Genomic DNA, 22,005 nt, shown 5'->3' on the forward strand with positions numbered 1-22,005 from the left:
TCGGGGGCGCGGACAGCCCTGTTCAGCCCTTGACCGCGCCCTCGCCGACCCCGCGGAAGAAGTACCGCTGGAGACAGGCGAAGAGGGCGATCAGCGGCGCCACGGCGATGACGGTGCCCGCGGCGACGAGGCGTTCGTCGTTGGCGAAGGTGCCGTGCAGATAGTTGAGGCCGATGGTGAGCGTGAACTTGGACGGGTCGCTCAGCACGATGAGCGGCCACAGGAAGTCGTCCCAGGCGCCCATGAAGGCGAAGATCGCGACGACCGCGAGGGTGCCCTTGACCGACGGCACGGCGATGCGCAGGAAGCGCTGCCAGACGTTGGCGCCGTCGACGTAGGCCGCCTCCTCGATCTCGTACGGCAGGTTGAGGAAGGCGTTGCGCATCAGCAGGACGTTCATGGCGCCGATGCAGCCCGGCAGGACCACGCCGATCAGGGTGTTGTTGAGGCCGAGCTCCCGCATGGTGGTGAACTGGGCGATGATGATGCCCTCCACGGGCACGAGCATCGCCAGGATGAAGGCCAGGGTGGCGGCGCGGCGGCCGCGGTAGCGCAGCCGGGCCAGCGCGTAGCCGGCGAGAGCCGAACCGACGCAGTTGGTGACGACGTTGGCGGTGGCGACCTTCAGCGAATTCCACGCGTAGTCCCACACGGGAATGGTGTCGGCGACCCGTTCGTAGTTGTGCAGGGTCGCGTGTTCCGGGAGGAACGTCGGCGGGGAGCTGTAGATGTCCTCGGTGGGGCCCTTCAGCGAGGTCGACAGCTGCCAGAGGAACGGGCCGACGGTCAGGGCGAGTACGGCCAGCAACAGTACGTACCGCACGGTGAGTTCCCACACCCGTACGCGGCGGCCGTGCTCGTCGGTGACGCGGGGTTCGCTCGCCACGGGAGCGGGACGGACCTTCTCGATGACGCTCACGACTCGTCCCTCCGGTCGGCGCGCAGCACGAGCAGCATCAGCGCGACGGTGACGACGAAGACGACGACCGAGATGGCGGAGGCGTAGCCGACCCGGCCGGTCAGACCCGTGCCGGTGCGCTGGACGAGCATCACGAGCGTGGTGTCCTCGCCGGCGGGACCACCGCTCGGCCCCGCCATCAGATAGACCTCGGAGAACACCTTGAAGGCGGCCACCGACGACAGCGCCCCGACCAGCACCATGGTCGACCGGACGGCGGGCACCGTGACCGACAGGAAGCGCCGCACGGGCCCCGCGCCGTCCACGGAGGCGGCCTCGTGGAGTTCGCGCGGCACGTTCGCCAGCGCCGCCAGGTAAATGATCATGTAGTAGCCGAGGCCCTTCCAGACCGTGACGGCCATGGCGCTCAGCAGGAGCAGCCACTGGTCGCTGAGGAAGCCGACCCGCCCGATGCCGACGGTCTCCAACAGGGAGTTCACCAGGCCGCGTTCGTCGAGCAGCCACACCCAGATCAGTCCGACGACGACGATGGACGCGACGACCGGGGTGTAGAAGGCGGACCGGAAGAAGGTGATGCCCGGGATGTTCTTCTGGACGAGCAGCGCGAGCAGCAGGGGCAGGATCACGAGCGCGGGGACGACCCCGAGGACGTAGAGCGTGCTGTTGCGCAGTCCGATCCAGAACATGTCGTCGTGGAGCAGTTCGCGGAAGTTGGCGAGCCCGACGAACTCGCCCGGGATGAGGGTGCGGCGGTCGGTGAAGGCGTTGACCAGCGTCGAGAAGAACGGGTACAGGATGAACCCGCCGATGATCAGCAGGCCGGGTGCGGCGAACAGCCAGGGGCTGGTCGGCAGTTGGCGCCGCACCCGGGACACGGTGGACGACGACATGGTCAGCCCTGCTGCTGGAGCAGTGTGTCGCAGGCCTTGACAGCGTTGTCGAGGGCTTCCTTCGGGCTCTCCTTGCCCTGCAACGCCTTGGCGACCTCGTTGCGCAGCGCCGTCTTCATCTGCTCGCTGAACAGCACGGGCGTGTAATTGACGGCGTTCTTCAGCGACTTGGCGGCGGCGACCCGCACCCGGGTCTCGTCCGTCCCGTCCTCCTTGGTGAAGTACGGGTCGTCGAGCGATCCTGCGGTGCTCGGGAAGATGGCGACCTGCTTGGCGAAGGACATCTGGTGCACGGCGTCGGTGACATAGTGCGCGAACGCGACCGCGGCGGGCTTCTTCTTGGTCTGCGCGTTGACCATCACGCCCATCACGTACATGTTGACGTGGCCGGTGCTGGTGATCTGGTCGGTGATGCCGATGTTCTTGTACAGGTTCGGCGCCTGCTTCTTGAAGTTGCCGAGGTCCAGGGCGCTGCCGGGGTTCATGGCGACGGCTCCGGTGAGGAACTTCTTGCCGGAGGACTCGGGGGTCGCGGTCAGCGCCTGCGGGTCGAGGGCCTTCGCGTCGTACAGCTCCTTGTACTTGGTGAGGAGTTCGACGCCCTTCGCGTCGTTGAAGGCGAAGGCGGTGCCCTCCTTGTTCATGAGCTCGACGCCGTAGCGGCCGAAGTCCTCGATGGTGGGCACGTTGGCGAGGGTGGCGACCTTGCCGTCGGTCTTGTCGGCCAGCTCCAGGGCGTCGGTGAAGAGTTCGTCGTACGTCTTCGGCGGCTGGTCGGGGTCGAGGCCGGCGTCCTCGAACAGTGACTTGTTGTAGAACAGCGGCCCGGTGTTGAGGTACCAGGGGAAGGCGTAGGTGCCGGTCATGCCGGGTATCTGGTGGCTGGCCCAGGCCCCCTCCAGATACTCCTTCTTGTACTTCGCGGCGGCCTTGTCCAGGTCGAGGGCGAGTCCGGCCTTGGCGAGCGGGGCGACCAGGTCCGGGGAGACGTTGACGACGTCGGGCAGGGTGCCGCCGGCGGCGTCGGCGCTGATCTTGTCGGCGTAGCCCTCGGCGGGCTGGTCGATCCACTTCACCTCGGTGCCGGGGTACTCCTTCTCGAAGTCGGCGATCACTCCCTCGAAGTAGTCCTTGAAATTGGCCCTGAGGTTCCAGGTCTGGAAGGTGATGTCGCCCTCGACCTTGCCGGAGGCGTCGGTCGAGGATCCGTCGTCGCTCCCCGAGCCGCAGGCGCTCAGCGGCAGGACGAGGCAGACGGCGGCGGCGACGAGGGCTCTGCGGGATACGGGCACGGCGGAACGGCCTCCTTGTGCAGCGGGGGTGGTGCAGCGGAGTTGGCCAACGACGGAGACCTTGCACGCCGGTTCCCGGGCCCGTCAATGGAGCCGGGCGAGCTAATTTCTTTAGTTACTAATACGCATTAGAACCTTCCAGCTGAACCGCATTAGCTTGCCGTCACTGAACCGCATTAGTGCATACTGGCCGGAAATCCACCGCAGGAATGGGGGAACACCGTGCCAGGCAAGCGCTTGCCCGCGCGGCGGCCGACGATGAAGGACATCGCGCGGCACGCCGGGGTCTCCCAGAGCGCCGTCTCCTTCGCGCTGAACGGCCGGCCCGGTGTCTCGGACGACACCCGCGAACGGGTGCGCCAGGTCGCCGAGGAGCTCGGCTGGCGGCCCAGCACCGCCGCCCGGGCGCTCTCCGGCGAGGGCGCGGCCACGGTCGGCTTCGTGCTCGCCCGCCCCGCGGACACCCTCGGTGTGGACTCCTTCTTCCTCCAGCTCGTCTCCGGCATCCAGGAGGTGCTGGCGGAACGCCATCTCGGGCTGCTGTTCCAGGTGGTGGAGGACGTCGACGACGAGTGCGCGGTGTACCGGCGCTGGTGGGCCGAGCACCGGGTGGACGGGGTGCTGGTCGTCGACCCCCGCACCGCCGACCCGCGCCCTGACCTCCTCGACGAACTCGGTCTGCCCGCCGTGGTGATCGGCGGCGCGCCGGACGAGCGGCACCCGGGGCTGTCGACGGTGTGGGCCGACGACGCGGGTGCGATGGCCTCGGTGGTGGACGGACTGTACGCCCTCGGCCACCGCCGGATCGTGCACATCGCGGGGCTGCCGGGGCTCGCCCACACCGAACGCCGGATGCGCACCCTGCGCGCCGAGGCCGAGCGGCGTGGGCTGGCCGGGGTCGAGTCGGTGACCACCGACTACTCGGACGCGGAGGGCGCCGCCGTCACCCGCCGGGTCCTGGAGGCCGCCGATCCGCCGACCGCGCTGATCTACGACAACGACGTGATGGCCGTCGCCGGCGCCGCCGCCGCGACCGGGCTCGGCCGTTCCGTGCCGGCGGACGTCTCGGTGGTCTCCTGGGAGGACTCGGCGCTGTGCCGCATGGTCAAGCCGTGGCTGTCCGCGCTGTCCCGCGACAGTGTGGAGTTCGGCCGCACGGCGGCCCGGGAGCTGACCGCACTGCTGGACGGGGGGCCCGCGCGGACCGTACGGGTGCCGGTGCCGCGGTTGATCGAACGGGACAGTACCGGGCCGGTGCGCGGGGCCTGAGAAGTGCGGTCGTGGGCGTGCGTGACGACCCCGCCCCTTCCCGCGCCCCCCGGGAGATAATGGGCCGCATGCGGGTACGGGGAACGGCCTGTGTCGTCGCCGGGCTGACGCTGGTCGTCGCGATCGGCTGCACCGGGGGCGACGACGAGGCTGCGCCGGCGCCGAAGACGACCTCCACGTCGGCCCAGCCCTCCACTGCCACGCCCTCCCCCAGCAAGAAGCCCGTCAACCCCGTCTCCCTGCCCGCCCTCATGGAGAAGAAGTACCAGGGCTCCGACCTCCGCCTCGGCACCGTCCTGGCCCGCACCGGCTCCTACACCAGCTACCGGGTGACGTACGAGTCGAACGGGCTGACGATCTCCGGGCTCATGAACATCCCCCGCGGCAAGGGCCCGTTCCCGGCGCTGGTGCTGGCGCACGGCTATATCGACCCCGCCGTGTACACGACCGGCCGGGGGCTCGCCCGGGAGCAGGACCTCCTGGCCCGCAACGGCTACGTCGTCCTGCACACCGACTACCGCAACCACGCGGCCTCGGACGACGACCCGAAGAACGACATCAACCTGCGCCTCGGCTACACCGAGGACGTCATCGGCGCCGCGCTGGCGCTGCGCGACTCCGGACGCCCGGAGATCGACGGCGACCGGCTCGGGCTGCTCGGCCGCTCGATGGGCGGCGGCGTCGTCTACAACACCCTGGTCGTGGCGCCGGGCCTGTTCGACGCCGCGGTCGCCTTCGCGCCGGTCAGCTCACGCCCCGACGAGAACATCGACCACTTCCAGCGCTCGGACAACGACCCGCTCGTCGCCGAGATCGACGCCAAGTACGGCACTCCCGAGGAGAACCCGGCGTTCTGGCGCGAGGTCTCGCCCCGCACCTATGTGGACCGGGTGACCGAGCCGCTGCTGATCCACCACGGCACCGCGGACGACACCTGCCCGATCAAGTGGTCGGAGCAGATGGCCGCCGCGCTGAGCGGAGCGGGCAAGCGCGTCGAGCTCCGCAAGTACCAGGGCGAGGGCCACACCTTCTACCCGCGGTGGCCGGCCTCCATGGACACCACGATGGACTTCTTCGCCCGGCATCTGCGGTGACCGAACGGGCGATCACCAGGTCGCCGACGCCCTGGTGACCGCCCTGCCCGAGTACCCTCAGAGCCGCGACCTGTACATGCCGAACTCAGCTATCCGTACGGCACTCCGGGACCCGGTGACCCGCACCCGCCACCGCCGTGCCCGCACCGGAGCCGGCAGCAGCAGGATCCGGCTCGCCCCGACCGTCCCGGCCCGGGCCACCTCCGTCCAGGCTCCGTCGCGCAGCGCCTCCACCACGAAGCTCTCGACCTGCTGACCGTGCGCGATGTCCTCGGCGAGCCGGAACCGGTCCACCTCGCGCTCCCGGCCGAGATCGACGGTGACCCGGCCGGGCGTGACAGTGGTCCGGGCTCCCGCCGCGAGATCTTCGGGCAGCTCCCTGTCGATGCGTTCCCGGAACTCACGCAGCCGGGTCACGTCCGCGGCGGGCAGCAATCCATCCGTGTCCGGCGGGATGTTGAGCAGGAGCACCGAGTTGCGCCCGACGGACCCGAAGTAGATCTCCGTCAACTGGTCCACACTCTTGGGTTGTTGGTCGGCATGGTAGAACCAGCCGTCCCGGATGGACACATCGCACTCCGCCGGCCACCACTGGAGGTAGTCGGTGCCTGCCTGCGCCCGCACCAGCGCGGCACGGCTGCCCTGGTCAGGGGTGTCGTAGGACAACGCCCAGTCGGTGCGCCCGTACTGGTTCTCCTTGACGGGGACGACACTCCACTCGTCCTCGCGCGCCAGCCCGCTCTCGTTGCCGACCCAGCGCAGGTCGGGGCCGGTGACGGCGATGGCCGCGTCCGGCGCGAGCGCCCGCACCAACGTGTACCAGCTGTCCCAGTCGTAGCTCTCCACCTTGTCCGGCGGGATGCGGCCCTGGGCACCGTCGAACCACACCTCGTCGACCGGGCCGTACTCGGTGAGGACCTCGTAGAGCTGGTTGAGCATGTGGGCGCCGTAGTCGGTGGCGTCCAGCGTGTAGGTCCGCGCGGGGGTGCGGTCGTCGCCCTCGACGAGGGTGGGGATGGTGCGGGTGGTACGGGCGCTGCCGTTGGCGTAGACGCCGTCGAGGTACTGGTTCTCGTCGGCGGGCGAGATGTAGACGCCGACCTTGATGCCGTGCCGTCTCATGGAGTCGGCGAAGGAGCGCAGTACGTCGCCCTGTCCGTCGCGCCAGCTGCTGGAGGCGACGGTGTGGTCGGAGTAGCGGGAGGGGTAGAGGACGAAGCCGTCGTGGTGCTTGACGGTGAGGATGGCCAGCTTGAAACCGCCGTCGCGCAGGGCCCTTGCCCACTGGTCGGTGTCCAGGCCTGCGGGCTGGAAGACGTCGGGGTCCTCGTCCCCGGTCCCCCACTCCAGGCCGGTGAAGGTGTTGACGCCGAAGTGCAGGAACGCGGTGCGCTCCAGGGCCTGCCAGGCGATCTGCCGTGCGGTGGGCCGGACTTGGGAGGCCTTGCGCACCAGGTCCTCGGCCGTGTCGTCGGGGCCGACGGGGATGCGGTACGCGGGTTCGGCCGGAAGGGGGGCTCCGGCGGCGGAGGCCGGGGTGAGGCCGGTCGCGAGGAACGCGGAGACCGAGCCGGTGACGAAGGTACGTCTGGAGACGGTCATGGAGGTGGGGCTCCTCAGGTCAATCGCCATACGGCGGGCGGGTGCTGGTCGGGCGGGTACTGCGTGATCCGGCCGTTCGTCACGGTCATGGCCATCTGTGTGATGACGTTGACGAGGCGGTATCCGTCCCCGGCGCGCCGCAACTCCCAGCGTTGCAGCGTGCTCGCGGCGGCGCAGGTGTCCCAGGTGGCCTCGACGCCCGGCTGGAGCGGCACGTTGAGCGTGAGCTTGCCGCCGCTCACGGCGAGGCAGCCGGCCGGGCCGCGCAGGGTCACATAGCCGTCCGGCGTGCGTGTCACGTCGGCGTCGAAGGACACGCCGTCCGCCTGGAAGGTGTACGCCCCGTCCGCGACCGGCGGCTTCGTCAGGTCCCGCCATCCCGGGGCGTGTCCGACGGCCGTACCGCGCGCGGTGAATCCGGCGTACGTGGCGTCCGGATGGGGGTCGCCCCAGGTCGCCTGGGCGATGTGGCGCAGGGCGGGCCAGAGCCGTACCGCGACCTCGTTCTCGGTCTCCCCGCGCCCGTTGTCCGGCCAGAGGCTGATCTTGGCGCCGGTGATGCCCTCGGCGGAGGTGAGCTTCTCGCCCTCGAAGCTGCGCGGGTCCCAACTCTGTTCGTACAGGCCCTCGGTGTCGCTGTGGAAGCCGCCGCGGACGAGGTAGAGGGCGTAGGCGGCGTTCATCAACGGATAGCCCTGGGCGAGGATCCGACTGGGCTTCACCGACACGTTCAGCCAGTGCTCGACGGTCGTTCCGGCCGTCACCGGGACGGTGTTGGCGCCGGTGAGCCCGTCGTTCCAGATGCGCAGGCTCTTGCCCTTGCTCGCCGCGTAGGTGTGGACGCGGTTGACGAAGTCGATGAAGGCGTCCTGCGGGGTGGCGCCGGAACCGTACCTGTCCTGCGCGTACTTGAGGATCTGGGGGTACTTGGCGAAGTCGGAGCCGAGCATGTACTCGTCGGCGCCCATGTGCCAGGCCGGGGCCTTGAAGACCTGGGCGTACTCGTCGATCAGGCCGGTGTAGTAGTCGAAGGCGGCGGGCTGGGTGATGTCGAGCCGTGAGGGCTGCTTGTTTCCGTCGGAGTCGGTGAGCTGGAGGTCGGGGCGGTTCTCGATCCACGGGTCCATGTGCCCGGGGGAGTTGATCTCCGGGATGATCTCGACGTGGTACCTCTCGCCGAGGGCGACGAGCCGGCGGATCTCGTCCTTGGTGTAGTAGCCCCAGGTGTTGGCCTCGGGATGGGTGTCGCTCTTCACCTTCAGTTCGAGGAGCAGCTGGTTGAGCTTGTTGTACGCCATCTCCCGGACGAGGTTCTCCAGCCAGGGCAGGGAGATGTGGATGTAGCAGGCGCAGACACCGACGCCGCGTTCCTTGAAGCGCGGCACGTCGACCGTGCGTCCGGCGGGGATCCTGTCGCCTTGGGCGAGGAGCTGGAGCAGGGTGCGGGTGCCGTAGAAGGCACCGGTCTCGGTGGCGCCGGTCACCGACAGCCGCTTTCCGGACCGGAGTTCATAGCCCTCGGCGCCGAGGGACTTCCGGGACGGCTGGATGTCGACAACGATGTCTCCTCCGCGCGCGGCGCCACCGACGACCGGCACGGTGCCGTGTCCGGCCTCCCGCAGATCGTCGGCGAGGGTGTCGGCGACCTTGCGCTCGGCCGGAGTGTCCGCCACGAGGCGGGTGCCGGGCCCGAAGTCGTAACGGCCGGATTCCGGCGTCCAGTTGCTCAGCGCGGGCACCGTGACCGGCGGTCGGGTCCCCTCCTGGGCGACCGCCGGGGCCGGGGCCAGGAGCAGGGCCAGTGCGGCGGCGACGCCCAGGATCTGACGTCTCGGAAACGTTCTCACGAGCGACTCCCATTCATCGGATGACTGATGATTGGGCGGCCCTCAGGGACTGTCAATGGGACGAGAAGTAGGCCAAGTTGAGCCATTGATCGGATGACCTGGGCTTCTTCTGATGCCCGGTCGCGAAAAGTCCAAGAACACCGGCGCGAATGTCCAAGGCGGCCCCCGCCCCCTCGAAGGCCCGTCCCCCTCTCGACGCGAGGCCCGAGCGGAGGCACAGTTCTCCCTACGTACTCGCCAGTACCCCCCGAGGAGCACCCGTGACCAGCTGGATCGGCCGGACCGCCGCCGAGATCGCCGCCGCCGTGCAGGAGAAGCGGACCACGCCCCGTGAGGTGGTGGCCGAGCACCTCGCCCGGATCGAGCGGCTCGACGGCCGTGTCGGGGCCTTCCGGACGGTACGGGCCGAGGCGGCGCTCGCCGAGGCCGACGAGGTGGGTGCCCGCGCCGACCTGGCCGACCTGCCCCTCGCGGGCGTGCCGATCGCCGTCAAGGACAACCTCGCCGTACGCGGCGAGTCCAAGCGCATCGGCTCCGCGGCCACACCGGACACCCCCGCCACCGAGGACCATGTCACGGTGGCCCGGCTGCGGGCGGCGGGTGCGGTGGTCGTGGGTCTGACGAACGTGCCGGAGCTGTGTGTCTTCGGTACGACGGAGGGCGTGCACGGCACCGCCCGCAACCCGTGGGACCTCACCCGCACCGCGGGCGGCTCCTCCGGCGGCAGCGCGGCCGCGGTCGCCGCGGGCCTGGTCCCCATCGCCCTCGGCAACGACGGCATGGGCTCCTTGCGCATCCCGGCGGCCAACTGCGGCCTCGTCACCATCAAGCCCGGCCACGGCGTGGTCCCGGCGGGTGTCAGCGACGGCGACTGGTTCGGCATGTCCGAGAACGGGCCCCTGGCCACCACGGTCGAGGACGCCCGTCTGATGCTCGACATCCTGGCGGACACGGAACTCGAACGACCGGCCACCGCCGCGATGCGCACGATCGCGCTCTCCCTGCGCAGCCCGCTCGCCGGCATCGCCATCACCAAGCCGTACACGGCCGCCGCCCGGGAGGCCGCCGGAGTCCTGATGAAGTCGGGCCACCAGGTCCGCCGCGCCGACCCGTCCTACCCGGTGTCGCTGAGCGTCACCTCGCTCGCCCACTGGACGGCGGGTACCTCGGAGGACGCCCAAGGCCTGGACCCGCGACAGCTGACGCGCCGCACCCGGGTCCACGCGGCGGTGGGCCGCCGCTTCGTGAAGGGCGTGCGCACCGGCACGAGCCGCGAGGCGCTGCGCCGCCGTCTGGAGCCGTTCTTCGAGGAGTACGACGTCCTGCTCACCCCGGCCCTGGCCCGCCGCTCCCCCAAGTCGGTGCCCTGGCACGAGCGGGGCTGGCTGCGCAACGTCCTCGCCAACACCAACTACTCCCCCCTCACCCCGCCCTGGAACCTCACCGGCTGGCCCGCGATGTCCGTCCCCTTCGGCAAGCTCCCGTCCGGCGCCCCCACCGCCGTACAACTCGTGGGGCGGCCGGGCTCGGAGGCGGTACTTCTGGAGGTCGCGGAGCAACTGGAGAAGCTGCACCCGTGGGAGCGCACGGCACCGCTGGACTGATCCGGCTCAGCTCCAGCAGGGCGGCAGAACGTCCCAGGACGGCGACCGGCTCGCGCCCTAGAGCGCCTTGTACATGACGTGCAGCCCCACCAGTCCGTGCCGCGGATGCTCGTACGCGTCCGGGACCGTGCCCAGGACGGTGAAGCCGAGGGACGTCCACAGGGCGACGGCCGGGTTCGTCTCGACGACGGCGTTGAAGACCATGCCGCGGTAGCCGTCGGACTTGGCGGCGGTCAGGACGTGTTCGGCGAGGGCGCGGCCGATGCCGCGGCCCGTGTGGTCGGGGTCGACCATGAAGCCCGCGTTGGCGATGCGGGCGGCGGGGCCGCCGTAGTTGGGGGTGGTGTAGGCGGAGGCGACGACGGCGCCGGTCTCGTCCTCGACGACGTGGACCCGCTTGGCCGGGCTCATCCACAGCTCCCGTGCCGCCTCCTCGGAGGTGTCCGGATCCCAGGCGTAGGTCTCCCCCGCGGCGACGATCCGGTGCCAGAAAGGCCAGATCCGCGGCCAGTCGTCGGCCGCGGCTTCTCTGATCAGCATGGGCGTGAGTCTGGCACGCCCATGCCGACGGCGATCGCGACGGGGCTCAGTCCACGCTGGGCAGGATGTGGGGCTCGGCCAGGTCGTCCTCGTAACCCGCGAGACGGATGGGGGCGGAGCGCGCCCACACGTCGAGGCTGCCGAGCTGTCCGGGCCGTCGGCCCGCGCGCTCGGGGCGTTCCTTGGGCCGTTGATCGCGATTCGTCTTCTCCGGTGTCACCGCGCACTCCTTATGTGTCGGGTCACCCTCGGGGCATACCGGTCAGTGTGCGATCTGTCGCCGGACGCCCGCTCGGGTCTGAGTCGAGAACAGCTCGGACGCGGTGGCGCCGGTCACTCATGTCAGAACAGGCCGTGGTGATCGGCTTGCCCCAGGACGGACCGTGGGTGTGGGTGGGACCCCGTACTGCTGTCCGTCCGCTACAGACTAACCAAATGAGCGGAGGGCCGCTCGATGGGGCTGAAAACAAGGGGTAACTTTCCCAAGTCGCCTGCGTGCACTCGGTCCTACTATGTGCGGGTTTGCCATCTGATGCCCCATCGAGACTTCACCCGATCGGCCTACATCGACGATCGCGCCTTCGAGGACCCCGGCAGCGCGGGTTCAAGTCCCGTTGGCCGAATCGCAAGGCGGCCATGATCTGCTGACGGACGGCAACGGCTTGTCCGGCGGGAGGACTGACGCATGGAGCTGCGCAGTGTCGAAGAGCTGATGGATCTGCTGTACGCCTGCCGGCATCAGCACGCGCTGCGGACCGCCGCGCTGCTGCGCCGCGGCCGCCCCGCCGACAAGGAGCTCCAGGTGGCGGGGCTGGTGCACGACATCGGGCAGTTGCTGTGCCCGGGCGACGAGACCCTGCGGGCCCAGCGCGCCGCCGAGGCCGTACGGCCCCTGCTGGGCGAGCGGGTCTATCACCTCGTACGCCGCCGCGGCCCGGCCGGCGACGACGACCTGCTGCGCCTGCGGATGGCGGACGAGGAGAGCCTGACCGCGGGCTTCGACGCCGGGGTCCTGGAGGACTGGCGCACCGTCCTGGAGATGGTGGCCGCGCGTAACTCCCGTCTCGGGGCTGTCGACTGACGGTCCGTCATGAGACGGTACGCCGATGACACCGCCGTACGGACTTCAGGGCAGGGCCGCGATCGTCACCGGCGGCACGCGCGGCATCGGGCGGGCGGTCGCCGGGCAACTGGCGGCGGCGGGCGCGCTGGTGTGCGTGACCGCGCGGGACGCGGCTCAGGTGCGGCGGGTCGCCGCCGAGCTGGGCGGCATCGGCGTGGCGGGGAGCGTGGCGGATCCGGCGCATCTGGACGAGGTCGTCCGCCTCGCCCTGGGCGCGTTCGGGCGGATCGACGTCGTCGTCAACAATGCGGCGACGAACCAGCCGTACGGCCCGCTCATGGACGCCGACCCGGAGGCGTGGCGCGAGGCGTTCCTGGTCAACGTGGAGGCGCCGCTGCGGCTGACGCAGGGCGTGTGGCGGGCGTGGATGCGGGAGCACGGGGGTGCGGTCGTCAACGTCTGCACGGAGGGCGCGGGGCACGTGGGCCCTCAGGTCGGCGCCTACGGAACCAGCAAGGCGGCCCTGCTCCATCTCACCCGACAGCTCGCGGGCGAGCTGGCCCCGCGGGTCCGGGTCAACTCCGTCTCCCCCGGCCTCGTCCGCTCGGAAATGGCCCGTTTCGTGTGGGAGCCGGGCGAGGAGGAGCTCGCGGCGGGGCTGCCGCTCGGACGGATCGGGGAGCCGGAGGACGTGGCGCGGGCCGTCGTGTGGCTGGCGTCGGACGCGGCGGAGTGGGTGACCGGGGCCGACCTTTTGGTGGACGGGGGGACGCGGGTGCGGGCCGCGTACTCCTCCGGGACATACGCGGTGCACGAGCGGCTGCGGTCACGGGCGCCGGGAGCAGGCTGAGCACGCGTGCCCGAGATCAAGGCGGTCGCGCGGTGCCCTCCGACAGGGCGGCAGGCCCGTGGGTGGGCCTGTCTGGGATCGAACCTGAAGAACGCGTGACCATCGCACCGGGCACACCGGCGCTCCACCGTCACGGTAGAACGCCGGCACCCGGGCCCGCGAGCGAATAAGGGCCTACCACTTGCCGGGCGCGTAGTCCTTCATGAAGACGCCGTACAGGTCCTCGCCCGCCTCGCCGCGCACGACCGGGTCGTAGACGCGGGCCGCGCCGTCGACCAGGTCGAGGGGGGCGTGGAAGCCCTCCTCGGCGAGGCGCAGCTTGTCGTAGTGGGGGCGTTCGTCGGTGATCCAGCCGGTGTCGACGGAGGTCATGAGGATGCCGTCGGTCTGGAACATCTCCTGGGCGCTGGTGCGCGTCACCATGTTCATCGCGGCCTTGGCGGCGTTGGTGTTCGGGTGGCCCGCGCCCTTGTAGCCGCGGCCGAAGACGCCCTCCATCGCGGAGACATTGACGACGTACGCGCGGCCGCTCGCCGCCTTCTTCGCCGCTTCGGCCATCGCCGGGCGGAGCTTGCTGATGAGGATGAACGGCGCCGTGTAGTTGCACAGCTGGGTCTCGAGGAGCTCCACCGGGGAGATCTGCTCGATGGTCTGCACCCAGGTGTTGGTGTCGACGACGTCCGGGACGAGACCGCCCGCGTCGATGGCGGTGCCGTCCAGGTGGCGGGCGACGCTGGCGTTGCCGGCGACCAGGGCGAGGTCGGCGACCTGCTGGGCGTCGAGGCCGCTGATGCCGACGGGCAGGGCGGCGAGGCCGTCCACGGCGCCGGAGCCGAAGGCGCCGATGACGTGGTGGGCGGGGAGTTCACCGGCGGGCAGCGGGGCGCTCTCGCCGTCGACCAGGGCGGCGTAGGCCGAGGGCAGGCGGCGTACGGTCTGGGTCGCGTTGTTGATCAGGATGTCGAGCGGGCCGGCCTCGGCGACCTGGTCGGCGAGGGCCACGGCCTGGGCCGGGTCGCGCAGATCGATGCCGACGACCTCCAGGCGGTGCAGCCAGTCGCCGGAGTCGTCCATGGCCTTGAAGCGGCGGATGGCGTCCTTGGGGAAGCGCGTGGTGATCGTGGTGTGGGCGCCGTCGCGCAGCAGCCTGAGCGCGATGTACATGCCGATCTTGGCACGGCCGCCGGTGAGCAGGGCGCGCTTGCCGCTGAGGTCGGCGCGGATCTCGCGCTTGTCCCGGTTCAGGGTGGCGCAGTCCGGACAGAGCTGGTGGTAGAAGTAGTCGACTTCCACGTACCGGGTCTTGCAGGTGTAGCAGGAGCGCGGGCGCTGGAGTATCCCGGCGATCTTCCCGGCCTCGGTGACCGAGGACGGCAGGATGCCCTCGGTCTCGTCGTCGATGCGCTGGGCGGAGCCGGTCGCCGTGGCCTCCGTGACCTGCTTGTCGTGGGCGGTCTTGGCGGCCCGGCGCTCCTGGCGGCGACGCTGCTTGACGGTGCGGTAGACGCCCGCGGTGGCCCGGCGCACGGCGATCGCGTCCGGGTGGTCCACCTCCAGCTTGTCGAGCTCGTCGAGCACGCTGAGGCAGACGGCCAGCCGCTCCGGGTCGATACCGGGGCCGTAGACGATGTCGTCACCGGACTCGTTCACGACCTCGTCCGTGGTCGCCGAGCCTTCCTCTGTCACCGTCATCGCGCTGCCGTTTCCCTGCTCACCGTGCGGCGCTCCGACCGCGTCCGCTTTCGAACGGGGAATTCTACGGAGCGCCGGGCCGGTCCTCCAAAAACGCGGTCGGTCAAGCCTCGCAGGCGGTGATGAGCGTCTCGACCTCCTCGGTGAGCGCCTTGGCCAGGACGTCGAGGTCCGGGACGGCCTCGGCGTCGGCGACGAGGCCGTAGTGGACCTGTCCGCGGTACGTCGAGACCGCTACCGCGAGGGACTGGCCGCGGGCCAGCGGCGCGAAGGGGAAGACCTCGGTGACCGGGTTGCCGCCGAGCTTCAGGCCGATGCTGGGCAGGGGGACGCTGGTGACGAGGATGTCGAACCAGAGCCGGGCGGCCTGGCTCACCAGCGGTCCGCCCAGGCGGTGTCCGAGCGCGGGGACGTGGTCCGCGAGCAGGGCGACCGCGCCCGCGCCCCGGTTGGGCCCCGCGTCCTTGTTGCGGTCCATCGCGGTGCGGACCGTGGCGAGGCGGGCGAGCGGGTCGGGGTCGTCGACCGGGAGTCTCATCAGGTAGCCGGAGAGCCGGTTGCCCTGGGGGTGCGCGGTGCGCGGGCGGCGCTTGGAGACCGGGATGAGGGCGCGGGGCGCGACGCCCTCGCTGCCGTCGCCGCGCTCGTCGAGCCAGCGGCGCAGGGCGCCGGCGACGACGGCGATCAGGACGTCGTTGACGGTGCCGCCCTGGGCCTTGCGCACCCGGTGCACGTCGTCGAGGTCGACGACGACTCCCGCGGTACGGCGGGTTCCGCTCGGCTCGGCGGTCAGCGCGGAGGACGAGCGCACGCCGACGGTGGACAGGGCGACGGACGCGCCGATGTCGAGGGCGCGGCCCACGTCGGAGACGGTGCCCCTGATGAACCCCGGCAGCTTGCGCACGTCCGGGAAGAAGCCCTTCGCGGGCTCCTCCGGGCGCGGCTTGCGGGCCGGCAGGTCCATCGGGTCGAGGATGGCTGCCGCGAGGGTCAGCGCGCGCAGTCCGTCGGCCAGGGCGTGGTGGAACTTGAAGAGCACGGCGAAGGAGAAGCCGTCCTCCCCGGGGAGGACATGGGCCTCCCACGGCGGCCGGCCGCGCTCCAGCGGGCGCTCCATCAGCCGCCCGGCCACGGCGTGGAAGTCGGCGGTGGGCGCGTGCAGCCGGACGTGGTCCAGCGGGTCGAAGTCGGGGGCGGGCTCGCGTGTGGCGCCCCCGAAGGCCAGTGGCTGCCAGACGTCCCGGATCCGCATCCGCAGCCCCGGCACCGCCGCCGCCCGCGCGGCGAGCAGATCGGCCGCGTGCGCGCCCGCGGCGGGCGAGTGGGCCGAGAAGACGCCGAGGGCGCCCAGGTGCATCGGGTGTTCCGGGGACTCGATGTTCCAGAAGGCCAGGTCGAGGGGGGCGAGCAGGTCAGAAGTCAATGGCTTGCCTCGCGTCGACGACGGGTGAAGCAAGCAGTCAATCGCCCGCACGTGATTACGGTCAAGTACGATCAAGCTACGCACAGTTAACAGCAGATTAAGTCCAGCCATGGGCACCCCAGGAGTCACAGGGGTGCCCGTCGGTGTGTCTCAGGACACCTGCTGGCCCTTGCCGAGCGCGATCACCCCGCCCTTGGAGACGGTGTAGAGCTCCGCGTCCCGGTCCGGGTTCACCCCGATCGTCGCACCCGGTGGTACCTCGACGTTCTTGTCCAGCACCGCCCCGCGCACCACCGCACCCCGCCCGATCTTGACGTTGTCGTGCAGGATCGAGCCCTGGACCACCGCCCCCGGGTCGACCCTCACACCCGGCGACAGGACCGAGCGGGTGACCTGGCCGCGGATCAGACAGCCGGCGCTGATGATCGACTCGCTCGCCATCCCGCCCGCGTTGAAGCGGGCCGGGGAGAGCTGGCCGGAGTGGGTGTAGATGGGCCACTGCCGGTTGTAGAGGTTGAACGCGGGGCGCTCGGCGATGAGGTCCATGTGGGCGTCGTAGTAGGCGTCCAGGGTGCCGACGTCACGCCAGTAGCCCTGGTCGCGGGTCGTCTCACCGGGCACGTGGTTGAGGCTGAAGTCGTACAGCTGTGCTTCACCCCGGTCGGTGAGCTGGGGCAGGATCGAGCCGCCCATGTCGTGCACGGAGTTCTCGTCCTCGGCGTCCCGCTGAAGGGCCTCCACGAGGGCCTTGGTGGTGAAGATGTAGTTGCCCATCGAGGCGAAGACGCACTCCGGGTCGTCCGCGAGACCGGGCGGGTCGGCGGGCTTCTCCAGGAACCGCTCCACGGTCAGCCCGTCCGACCCCGGCGTGATCACACCGAACTGCGAGGACTCCGAGCGCGGCACCCGGATGCCGGCCACCGTCACCCCCGCCCCGCTCTCGATGTGCTGGGTGAGCATCTGCCGCGGGTCCATCCGGTACACATGGTCGGCGCCGAACACCACGACGTACTCGGGCTCCTCGTCGTGCACGAGGTTCAGCGACTGCAGGATGGCGTCGGCGCTGCCCAGGTACCAGCGCGGGCCGAGCCGCTGCTGGGCCGGGACCGGGGTGACGTAGTTGCCGAGCAGGCTCGACATCCGCCAGGTCGTGGTGATGTGCCGGTCCAGCGAGTGCGACTTGTACTGCGTCAGGACACAGATGCGCAGGATGTCGCCGTTCACGAGGTTGGAGAGGACGAAATCGACGAGGCGATACGTTCCTCCGAAGGTGACCGCTGGTTTCGCGCGGTCCGCGGTCAGGGGCATCAGGCGTTTGCCCTCTCCGCCCGCCAGCACGATTCCGAGCACCGAAGGTCCGCCACGCCGCATGGCCGCTCCCCTCACCCTGGTTGATCCATGCCTGCCCTGGACCGGCCCCTAGTACGCCTGTTTGAGGATCTCCTCGTAGAGACGTACCGTCCGCCGCGCCACCGCGTCCCAGCCGAACTCGCCCACGGCGCGCTCCCGTCCGGCCTCGCCCATCCGCCGGGCGCCCTCCGGATCACCGAGGACCGAGTCCAGCGCGCGTGCCAGCGCGGGCTCGAAGTCGTCGTCCAGCGGGACGAGCAGGCCGGTCTTGCCGTCGTCGACGACCTCCGGGATGCCACCGACCTGCGAGGCCACGACGGGGGTTCCGCACGCCATGGCCTCCAGGTTGACGATGCCGAGCGGTTCGTACACCGAAGGGCAGACGAACACGGCGGCGTGCGTGAGGAGTTGGATCACGTCCGGGCGCGGCAGCATCTGCGGGATCCAGTGGACGCCCTCGCGGACACTGCTCAACTCCTGGAACAGCTCACGGAACTCGCGGTCGATCTCCGGGGTGTCGGGCGCCCCGGCGCACAGCACGACCTGGGCGGACGGATCGATGTCCCGTACCGCGCGCAGCAGATGGGGCACGCCCTTCTGCCGGGTGATGCGGCCGACGAAGAGCACGAAGGGGCGGTCCGGGTCGAGGCCGATGCGGGTGAGGGCCTCGGTGCCGTGGTCGGGCCGGTAGAGGGCGGTGTCGATGCCGTTGTGCACGACGTGCACCCGGGCCGGGTCCAGGACCGGGTAGCAGGAGAGGATGTCCTCGCGCATGGCGCCGGAGACCGCGATCACCGCGTCGGCGGCCTCGATGGCGGTGCGCTCGGCCCAGCTCGACAGGGCGTATCCGCCGCCGAGTTGCTCGGCCTTCCAGGGGCGCAGCGGCTCCAGCGAGTGCGCGGTCATCACATGCGGGATGCCGTACAGCAGCTTGCCGAGGTGGCCGGCGAGATTGGCGTACCAGGTGTGCGAGTGCACGAGTTCGCGGCCTTCGAGGCCCGCGGTCATCGCGAGGTCCACGGAGAAGGTGCGCAGCGCGTCGTTGGCGGTGTCCAGCACGGGCCAGGGGCGGTGGCGTACGACGCCCTCCGCGCGGCCCTCGCCCCAGCAGTGCACGTCGAGGTCGATCAGGGAGCTCAACTCCCGGGCGAGGAACTCGACATGGACGCCCGCGCCGCCGTACACGTCCGGCGGGTACTCCCGGGTCAGCAGTCCCACTCGCACCCGGAACCCCCTGTTCTCGACGGCTGGTTGCCCCTCATGGTCACCCAGATGCGGCGCCCGGGGAAGACCGCGGGGGCCGTGTGAAGCAACAGTCGCCGCAGACACCGCCGCCGGGCACGCGGTAGTAGAGGCAGCAGCTGCGGCGCCGGAGGGTGCCCGGGTCGAGCGCGCCGGCGAGGCCGGGGTGGGCGAGGAGCTCCGTGGCCAGGGTGCGGGTGCGGGCGACGGCGTCGGGACGGCCGTTCGCCCGCGCCCATCCCGCCAGCTGCCGGGCGGCGCCGGCCAGCGCGGAGGCCGCGTTGCCGCGCAGCAGGCCGGACGCTACCCGGTACCGGGTGTGCAGCGCCTGGGCCAGCGGTTCGAGGTGGCCGTCCAGGACGGCGCCCGCGAGGCTCGTGGCGTTCCCGGGCAGGGGGCGGACCTCGGTGAGCCACAGGTCGTCGGGGGCGCTGCCGTCGGCGTCCCAGCGCACGAGCCGGGCGTCCAGGTCGGGGACGCCGCCGTAGAGGACCGCACAGCCGAGCGCCGCCGACCACAGCCGGGACGCGAGTCCCTGGTGGGCGATCGAGGCGGCGATGCGCGGTTCGGGGGCGTCCAGCAGGGCGGCGACCTTGTGGACACGGAAAGTCAGGGAATTTCCATAAACATCACACTTTTCACTTTCGTACGCCTGAGCTAGCGTGGGCAGTGTTGAACGCGGTGCTGCTCCCGTGCGTAGGAGAAAGAAGCCGCCGAGCGGGCGGAGCGCGGCGAGATCGGCGTCGAGGTCCACGAGGAGCAGTAGTACCAAGGCCCCTAGGGGGTTCCCTCAGGAGGGCCCTGCGTGGTGTCACCCACCTTGGGGAGGACCCACCCTCCGTAGTACTCCATCGGCAGTAGGACCCATTGCCTGCTCAGGTACGACGACGGGAACAGCTTTTCGCGGCATCGTGTTGCACATGGAAGCCGACCGTTCGCCGCGCCGGGGCCATCGCCCCTGCCTTTCGCAGAGGAGCAGCTCATGAGCGCCCTCGCGTTGTCCGTGGTGCTGTCGCTCGTTTCCGCCGTCGCGTACGCCGGTGGGGCGATCGTCCAGGAGCAGGTCGCAGTGTCCTCCCCCGAGCAGCAGTTCGCTCCCCTGCGGCGGGCGAGCTGGTGGGCGGCGGTCGCGCTGAACGGCCTCGGCGGTCTGCTGCACGTGGTGGCGCTGGCGTACGGCCCGCTCAGCCTGGTGCAGCCGCTGGGCGCCCTGACCATCGTGTTCGCGCTGCCCATGGCGGCGCTGTTCGTGCGCCGCAAGGCCGGGGCGACGGCCTGGCGCGGCGCGATCATGTCGACCGTGGGTCTGGCCGGTCTGCTCTCCCTGGTCGGCGCGTCCGACGCCCAGTCGCTGGACACGACGCAGCGGGTGGCGGTCGCCACGGCCACCGGCGTCGCCGTCGTCGCGCTGATGATCGCGGGCCGGGCGGCCCACCGGCACCCGGCGGTGCGCAGCATCCTGCTCGCCACCGCGTCCGGTATCGCGTTCGGTATGTCCTCGGTGTTCACCAAGACCGTCGCGGTCGACTGGACCGGCGGGGTGTCGACGGCGGACGTGCCCTCCCTGGCCGTGATCGGCGTCCTGGCCACGGCCGGTGTGCTGCTCTCCCAGGCCTCCTACCGCGGCGCCGGTCTCGCGGCCCCGCTGGCCACCCTCACGGTCGTGAACCCGGTGGCCGCGGCCGCGGTCGGCATCACGATGTTCGGTGAGACCTTCCGCTACGGCATCACGGGCACCGTGCTCGCCCTGGGCTGCGGTGTGGTGGCCGCGGGCGGTCTGATCCTGCTGACGACCGAGCGGCTCGCCCGCACCGAGTCGCAGCCGCTGCCCGAGCCGGTCCCGGCGCTGCCCGAGCCTGCCGCGAAGGTGAGCGTGCCGAGCGCCAGGGCGGCCGTGCCGCAGGAGCCCGCCACCGCCGAGAAGCTGCTGGCCGAGCTGACCGAGCCCGCCGCCGAGGACCTGCTCGTCGGCCTCCCCGAGCAGTCGGCGGTCCGGGAGGAGGTCCTGGTCCCGGCGCCTGACTCGGTCCAGGACATCGCGCCGCAGGACCCCGAAGACTCACCGGTCTTTCTCTACGGCCCGCTCTACGGCGCGTCGTACGTCCCGGTGCCAGTCCTCGACCGCCATCGCATGCGTGTCAAATCCTGACCGCACGCGATCCGCACCCGACCACGCCCCCCGAGAGAGACCTCAGAGCCTGACACCGCCCGTCCGCAGATACGCGACCGGATCGATGTCGGTGCCGAAGCCGGGCCCCGTCCGCACCTCGAAGTGCAGATGCGGGCCCGTGCTGTTGCCCGTGGACCCGGACCGGCCGATCCGCTGTCCGGCGCCGACGCCCTGTCCGCTCTTCACGGAGATCGCCGACAGGTGCGCGTACTGGGTGTACCGGCCGTCCGCGTGCCGGATCACCACCTGGTAGCCGAACGAACCGGCCCACCCGGAACTGACCACCCGCCCCTCCGCGACCGCCTTCACGGAGGTGCCGGTGGGCACGGCGAAGTCGACTCCGGTGTGATAGCCCTTCGACCAGGACGAACCCGCCTTGTGGTAAGGCGTTCCGGTGGGGGCGTCGACCGGGGCGACCCGGGAGTGGCCGGTCTCCTTCGTCTCCTCGGTGTCCGCATCGGACTTCTCCGACGTCGACCGGGAGGAGGTCTGGGTGGTCGTCGTGACCGCCTTGCCGCGCAGACTGAGCCGCTGCCCGGGCAGGATGAGGTCGGGATCGGCCCCGATGGTCTTCCGGTTCGCGGCGTAGAGCCGCTGCCAGCCGCCCTTGACGTCCTCCCGGTCGGCGATGCCGGAGAGGCTGTCGCCGTGGACCACGGTGTACATCTGGGCCGTCCCGGCCCGGGACTGGGGCGTGGTCTGCGGCTGTACGTCCTGCACGGAGCTCTTGGCGGACCCGGTGGGGTGGATGTCCGGGGTGTCGCCTCCGCGGGTCAGCCCCGCCTTGACCGAGCACACCGGCCAGGCGCCCGGCCCCTGTCCGTCCAGCACCTTCTCCGCCACGGCGATCTGCTCGTCCTTGGTGGCGAGATCGGCCCGCGGCGCGTACCGCGTGCCACCGAACGCCTCCCAGGTGGACTGGGCGAACTGAAGCCCGCCGTAGTACCCGTTGCCGGTGTTGATGCTCCAGTTGTTGGTCGACTCGCACGCGGCGGCCTTGTTCCAGGTGTCCACGTCGGCCGCCTGGGCCGTGCCGGCGCCGACGAGCGGCATCGCCATTCCGGCACCGCCCGCCGTGACGCTGAGCGAGGCGCGGTTGATCCTGTTCGGCTGATACCGGCGGTGCCGGCCGCGTACGGCCATGGAGCTCCCCCTCGA

At 70.8% G+C, this 22,005-nt stretch carries 19 protein-coding genes; 6 read left to right on the forward strand and 13 right to left on the reverse strand.

The features are described from left to right. Positions 1–22 precede the first annotated feature (22 nt). From ACFY0U_RS23855 to ACFY0U_RS23865, 3 genes are read right to left on the reverse strand one after another with little or no spacing between them, the layout of a single operon-like run. Positions 23–919 carry a carbohydrate ABC transporter permease gene (locus tag ACFY0U_RS23855; RefSeq protein ID WP_388638918.1) on the reverse strand — a complete coding sequence of 299 codons (897 nt, stop codon included), beginning with the start codon at positions 917–919 and terminating at the stop codon, positions 23–25. Continuing rightward, on the reverse strand, positions 916–1,809 hold the full coding sequence (locus tag ACFY0U_RS23860; RefSeq protein ID WP_388638920.1) for a carbohydrate ABC transporter permease: 894 nt from the start codon (positions 1,807–1,809) through the stop codon (positions 916–918). The genes ACFY0U_RS23855 and ACFY0U_RS23860 overlap by 4 nt, the downstream gene beginning before the upstream one ends. 2 nt (positions 1,810–1,811) lie before the next feature. Continuing rightward, positions 1,812–3,101: an ABC transporter substrate-binding protein gene (locus ACFY0U_RS23865; RefSeq protein WP_388638922.1), complete on the reverse strand. Its 1,290-nt coding sequence runs from the start codon at positions 3,099–3,101 to the stop codon at positions 1,812–1,814. 222 nt (positions 3,102–3,323) lie between these two features. Here ACFY0U_RS23865 and ACFY0U_RS23870 point away from each other — a divergent pair, with 222 nt between their 5' ends. Together ACFY0U_RS23870 and ACFY0U_RS23875 are read left to right on the forward strand one after the other, a co-directional pair. Next, the gene (locus ACFY0U_RS23870) at positions 3,324–4,370 is read left to right on the forward strand and encodes a LacI family DNA-binding transcriptional regulator (protein WP_388638923.1); all 1,047 of its coding nucleotides are present in this window, start codon (positions 3,324–3,326) and stop codon (positions 4,368–4,370) included. Between the two features lie 68 nt (positions 4,371–4,438). Continuing rightward, complete coding sequence (locus ACFY0U_RS23875; protein ID WP_388638924.1) at positions 4,439–5,464, forward strand: alpha/beta hydrolase family protein; 1,026 nt, start codon at positions 4,439–4,441, stop codon at positions 5,462–5,464. Between the two features lie 57 nt (positions 5,465–5,521). Here the strand turns inward: ACFY0U_RS23875 and ACFY0U_RS23880 are convergent, their stop codons facing one another. Together ACFY0U_RS23880 and ACFY0U_RS23885 are read right to left on the reverse strand one after the other, a co-directional pair. Beyond that, positions 5,522–7,066 (reverse strand): alpha-L-fucosidase, encoded by a 1,545-nt coding sequence (locus tag ACFY0U_RS23880; protein WP_388638925.1) that lies wholly within the window; start codon positions 7,064–7,066, stop codon positions 5,522–5,524. Between the two features lie 14 nt (positions 7,067–7,080). After that, positions 7,081–8,913: a family 20 glycosylhydrolase gene (locus tag ACFY0U_RS23885; protein WP_388638926.1), complete on the reverse strand. Its 1,833-nt coding sequence runs from the start codon at positions 8,911–8,913 to the stop codon at positions 7,081–7,083. Positions 8,914–9,173: 260 nt separating this feature from the next. Between ACFY0U_RS23885 and ACFY0U_RS23890 the strand changes: the two genes are divergently transcribed. Continuing rightward, complete coding sequence (locus ACFY0U_RS23890; RefSeq protein ID WP_388638927.1) at positions 9,174–10,517, forward strand: amidase; 1,344 nt, start codon at positions 9,174–9,176, stop codon at positions 10,515–10,517. Between the two features lie 57 nt (positions 10,518–10,574). Here ACFY0U_RS23890 and ACFY0U_RS23895 read toward each other — a convergent pair whose 3' ends face one another. Next, positions 10,575–11,057, reverse strand: a complete 483-nt coding sequence (locus ACFY0U_RS23895; RefSeq protein ID WP_388638929.1) for a GNAT family N-acetyltransferase — start codon at positions 11,055–11,057, stop codon at positions 10,575–10,577. Positions 11,058–11,103: 46 nt separating this feature from the next. Continuing rightward, positions 11,104–11,277 (reverse strand): hypothetical protein, encoded by a 174-nt coding sequence (locus ACFY0U_RS23900; RefSeq protein WP_107080540.1) that lies wholly within the window; start codon positions 11,275–11,277, stop codon positions 11,104–11,106. Between the two features lie 465 nt (positions 11,278–11,742). Between ACFY0U_RS23900 and ACFY0U_RS23905 the strand changes: the two genes are divergently transcribed. Both ACFY0U_RS23905 and ACFY0U_RS23910 read left to right on the forward strand, forming a co-directional pair. Then, positions 11,743–12,138, forward strand: a complete 396-nt coding sequence (locus ACFY0U_RS23905) for a hypothetical protein (RefSeq protein WP_388638931.1) — start codon at positions 11,743–11,745, stop codon at positions 12,136–12,138. 25 nt (positions 12,139–12,163) lie between these two features. Beyond that, a complete protein-coding gene (locus ACFY0U_RS23910) occupies positions 12,164–12,970 on the forward strand; it encodes an SDR family oxidoreductase (protein WP_388638933.1) in 807 nt (268 codons plus the stop codon). A gap of 174 nt (positions 12,971–13,144) precedes the next feature. Here ACFY0U_RS23910 and ACFY0U_RS23915 read toward each other — a convergent pair whose 3' ends face one another. The 5 genes from ACFY0U_RS23915 to ACFY0U_RS23935 form a co-directional block, all read right to left on the reverse strand. Beyond that, entirely contained in the window at positions 13,145–14,662 is a 1,518-nt protein-coding gene (locus ACFY0U_RS23915) for an SDR family NAD(P)-dependent oxidoreductase (protein ID WP_388638935.1), read from the reverse strand. Positions 14,663–14,765: 103 nt separating this feature from the next. After that, positions 14,766–16,085, reverse strand: coding sequence for a wax ester/triacylglycerol synthase family O-acyltransferase (locus tag ACFY0U_RS23920; protein WP_388638937.1), 1,320 nt, complete (start codon positions 16,083–16,085; stop codon positions 14,766–14,768). 150 nt (positions 16,086–16,235) lie between these two features. Further along, complete coding sequence (gene glgC / locus ACFY0U_RS23925) at positions 16,236–17,456, reverse strand: glucose-1-phosphate adenylyltransferase (RefSeq protein ID WP_388638938.1); 1,221 nt, start codon at positions 17,454–17,456, stop codon at positions 16,236–16,238. A 48-nt stretch (positions 17,457–17,504) separates the two neighbouring features. Continuing rightward, on the reverse strand, positions 17,505–18,659 hold the full coding sequence (gene glgA, locus ACFY0U_RS23930; protein ID WP_388638940.1) for a glycogen synthase: 1,155 nt from the start codon (positions 18,657–18,659) through the stop codon (positions 17,505–17,507). A 40-nt stretch (positions 18,660–18,699) separates the two neighbouring features. Then, the gene (locus tag ACFY0U_RS23935; protein ID WP_388638941.1) at positions 18,700–19,449 is read right to left on the reverse strand and encodes a (2Fe-2S)-binding protein; all 750 of its coding nucleotides are present in this window, start codon (positions 19,447–19,449) and stop codon (positions 18,700–18,702) included. A 210-nt stretch (positions 19,450–19,659) separates the two neighbouring features. On the opposite strand from ACFY0U_RS23935, the gene ACFY0U_RS23940 reads away from it, so the two are divergent. Then, positions 19,660–20,826, forward strand: a complete 1,167-nt coding sequence (locus ACFY0U_RS23940; protein WP_388638943.1) for a DMT family transporter — start codon at positions 19,660–19,662, stop codon at positions 20,824–20,826. A gap of 42 nt (positions 20,827–20,868) precedes the next feature. On the opposite strand, the gene ACFY0U_RS23945 is transcribed toward ACFY0U_RS23940, so the two are convergent. Beyond that, positions 20,869–21,990 carry a transglycosylase family protein gene (locus ACFY0U_RS23945; RefSeq protein ID WP_388638944.1) on the reverse strand — a complete coding sequence of 374 codons (1,122 nt, stop codon included), beginning with the start codon at positions 21,988–21,990 and terminating at the stop codon, positions 20,869–20,871. Between the last annotated feature and the right edge of the window lie 15 nt (positions 21,991–22,005).

Origin of the sequence: Streptomyces sp. NPDC001536 (assembly GCF_042894505.1) — a bacterium.
In the GTDB taxonomy this organism is placed as follows: Bacteria; Actinomycetota; Actinomycetes; order Streptomycetales; family Streptomycetaceae; genus Streptomyces.

Bases quoted from the DNA above. Each gene is read 5' to 3' on its own strand.
- ACFY0U_RS23860 (WP_388638920.1), bottom strand. From the start codon at position 1,809: ATGTCGTCGTCCACCGTGTCCCGGGTGCGGCGCCAACTGCCGACCAGC.
- ACFY0U_RS23875 (WP_388638924.1), top strand. From the start codon at position 4,439: ATGCGGGTACGGGGAACGGCCTGTGTCGTCGCCGGGCTGACGCTGGTC.
- ACFY0U_RS23880 (WP_388638925.1), bottom strand. From the start codon at position 7,066: ATGACCGTCTCCAGACGTACCTTCGTCACCGGCTCGGTCTCCGCGTTC.
- ACFY0U_RS23895 (WP_388638929.1), bottom strand. From the start codon at position 11,057: ATGCTGATCAGAGAAGCCGCGGCCGACGACTGGCCGCGGATCTGGCCT.
- ACFY0U_RS23905 (WP_388638931.1), top strand. From the start codon at position 11,743: ATGGAGCTGCGCAGTGTCGAAGAGCTGATGGATCTGCTGTACGCCTGC.
- ACFY0U_RS23910 (WP_388638933.1), top strand. From the start codon at position 12,164: ATGACACCGCCGTACGGACTTCAGGGCAGGGCCGCGATCGTCACCGGC.
- ACFY0U_RS23915 (WP_388638935.1), bottom strand. From the start codon at position 14,662: ATGACGGTGACAGAGGAAGGCTCGGCGACCACGGACGAGGTCGTGAAC.
- glgC (WP_388638938.1), bottom strand. From the start codon at position 17,456: ATGCGGCGTGGCGGACCTTCGGTGCTCGGAATCGTGCTGGCGGGCGGA.
- ACFY0U_RS23940 (WP_388638943.1), top strand. From the start codon at position 19,660: ATGAGCGCCCTCGCGTTGTCCGTGGTGCTGTCGCTCGTTTCCGCCGTC.
- ACFY0U_RS23945 (WP_388638944.1), bottom strand. From the start codon at position 21,990: ATGGCCGTACGCGGCCGGCACCGCCGGTATCAGCCGAACAGGATCAAC.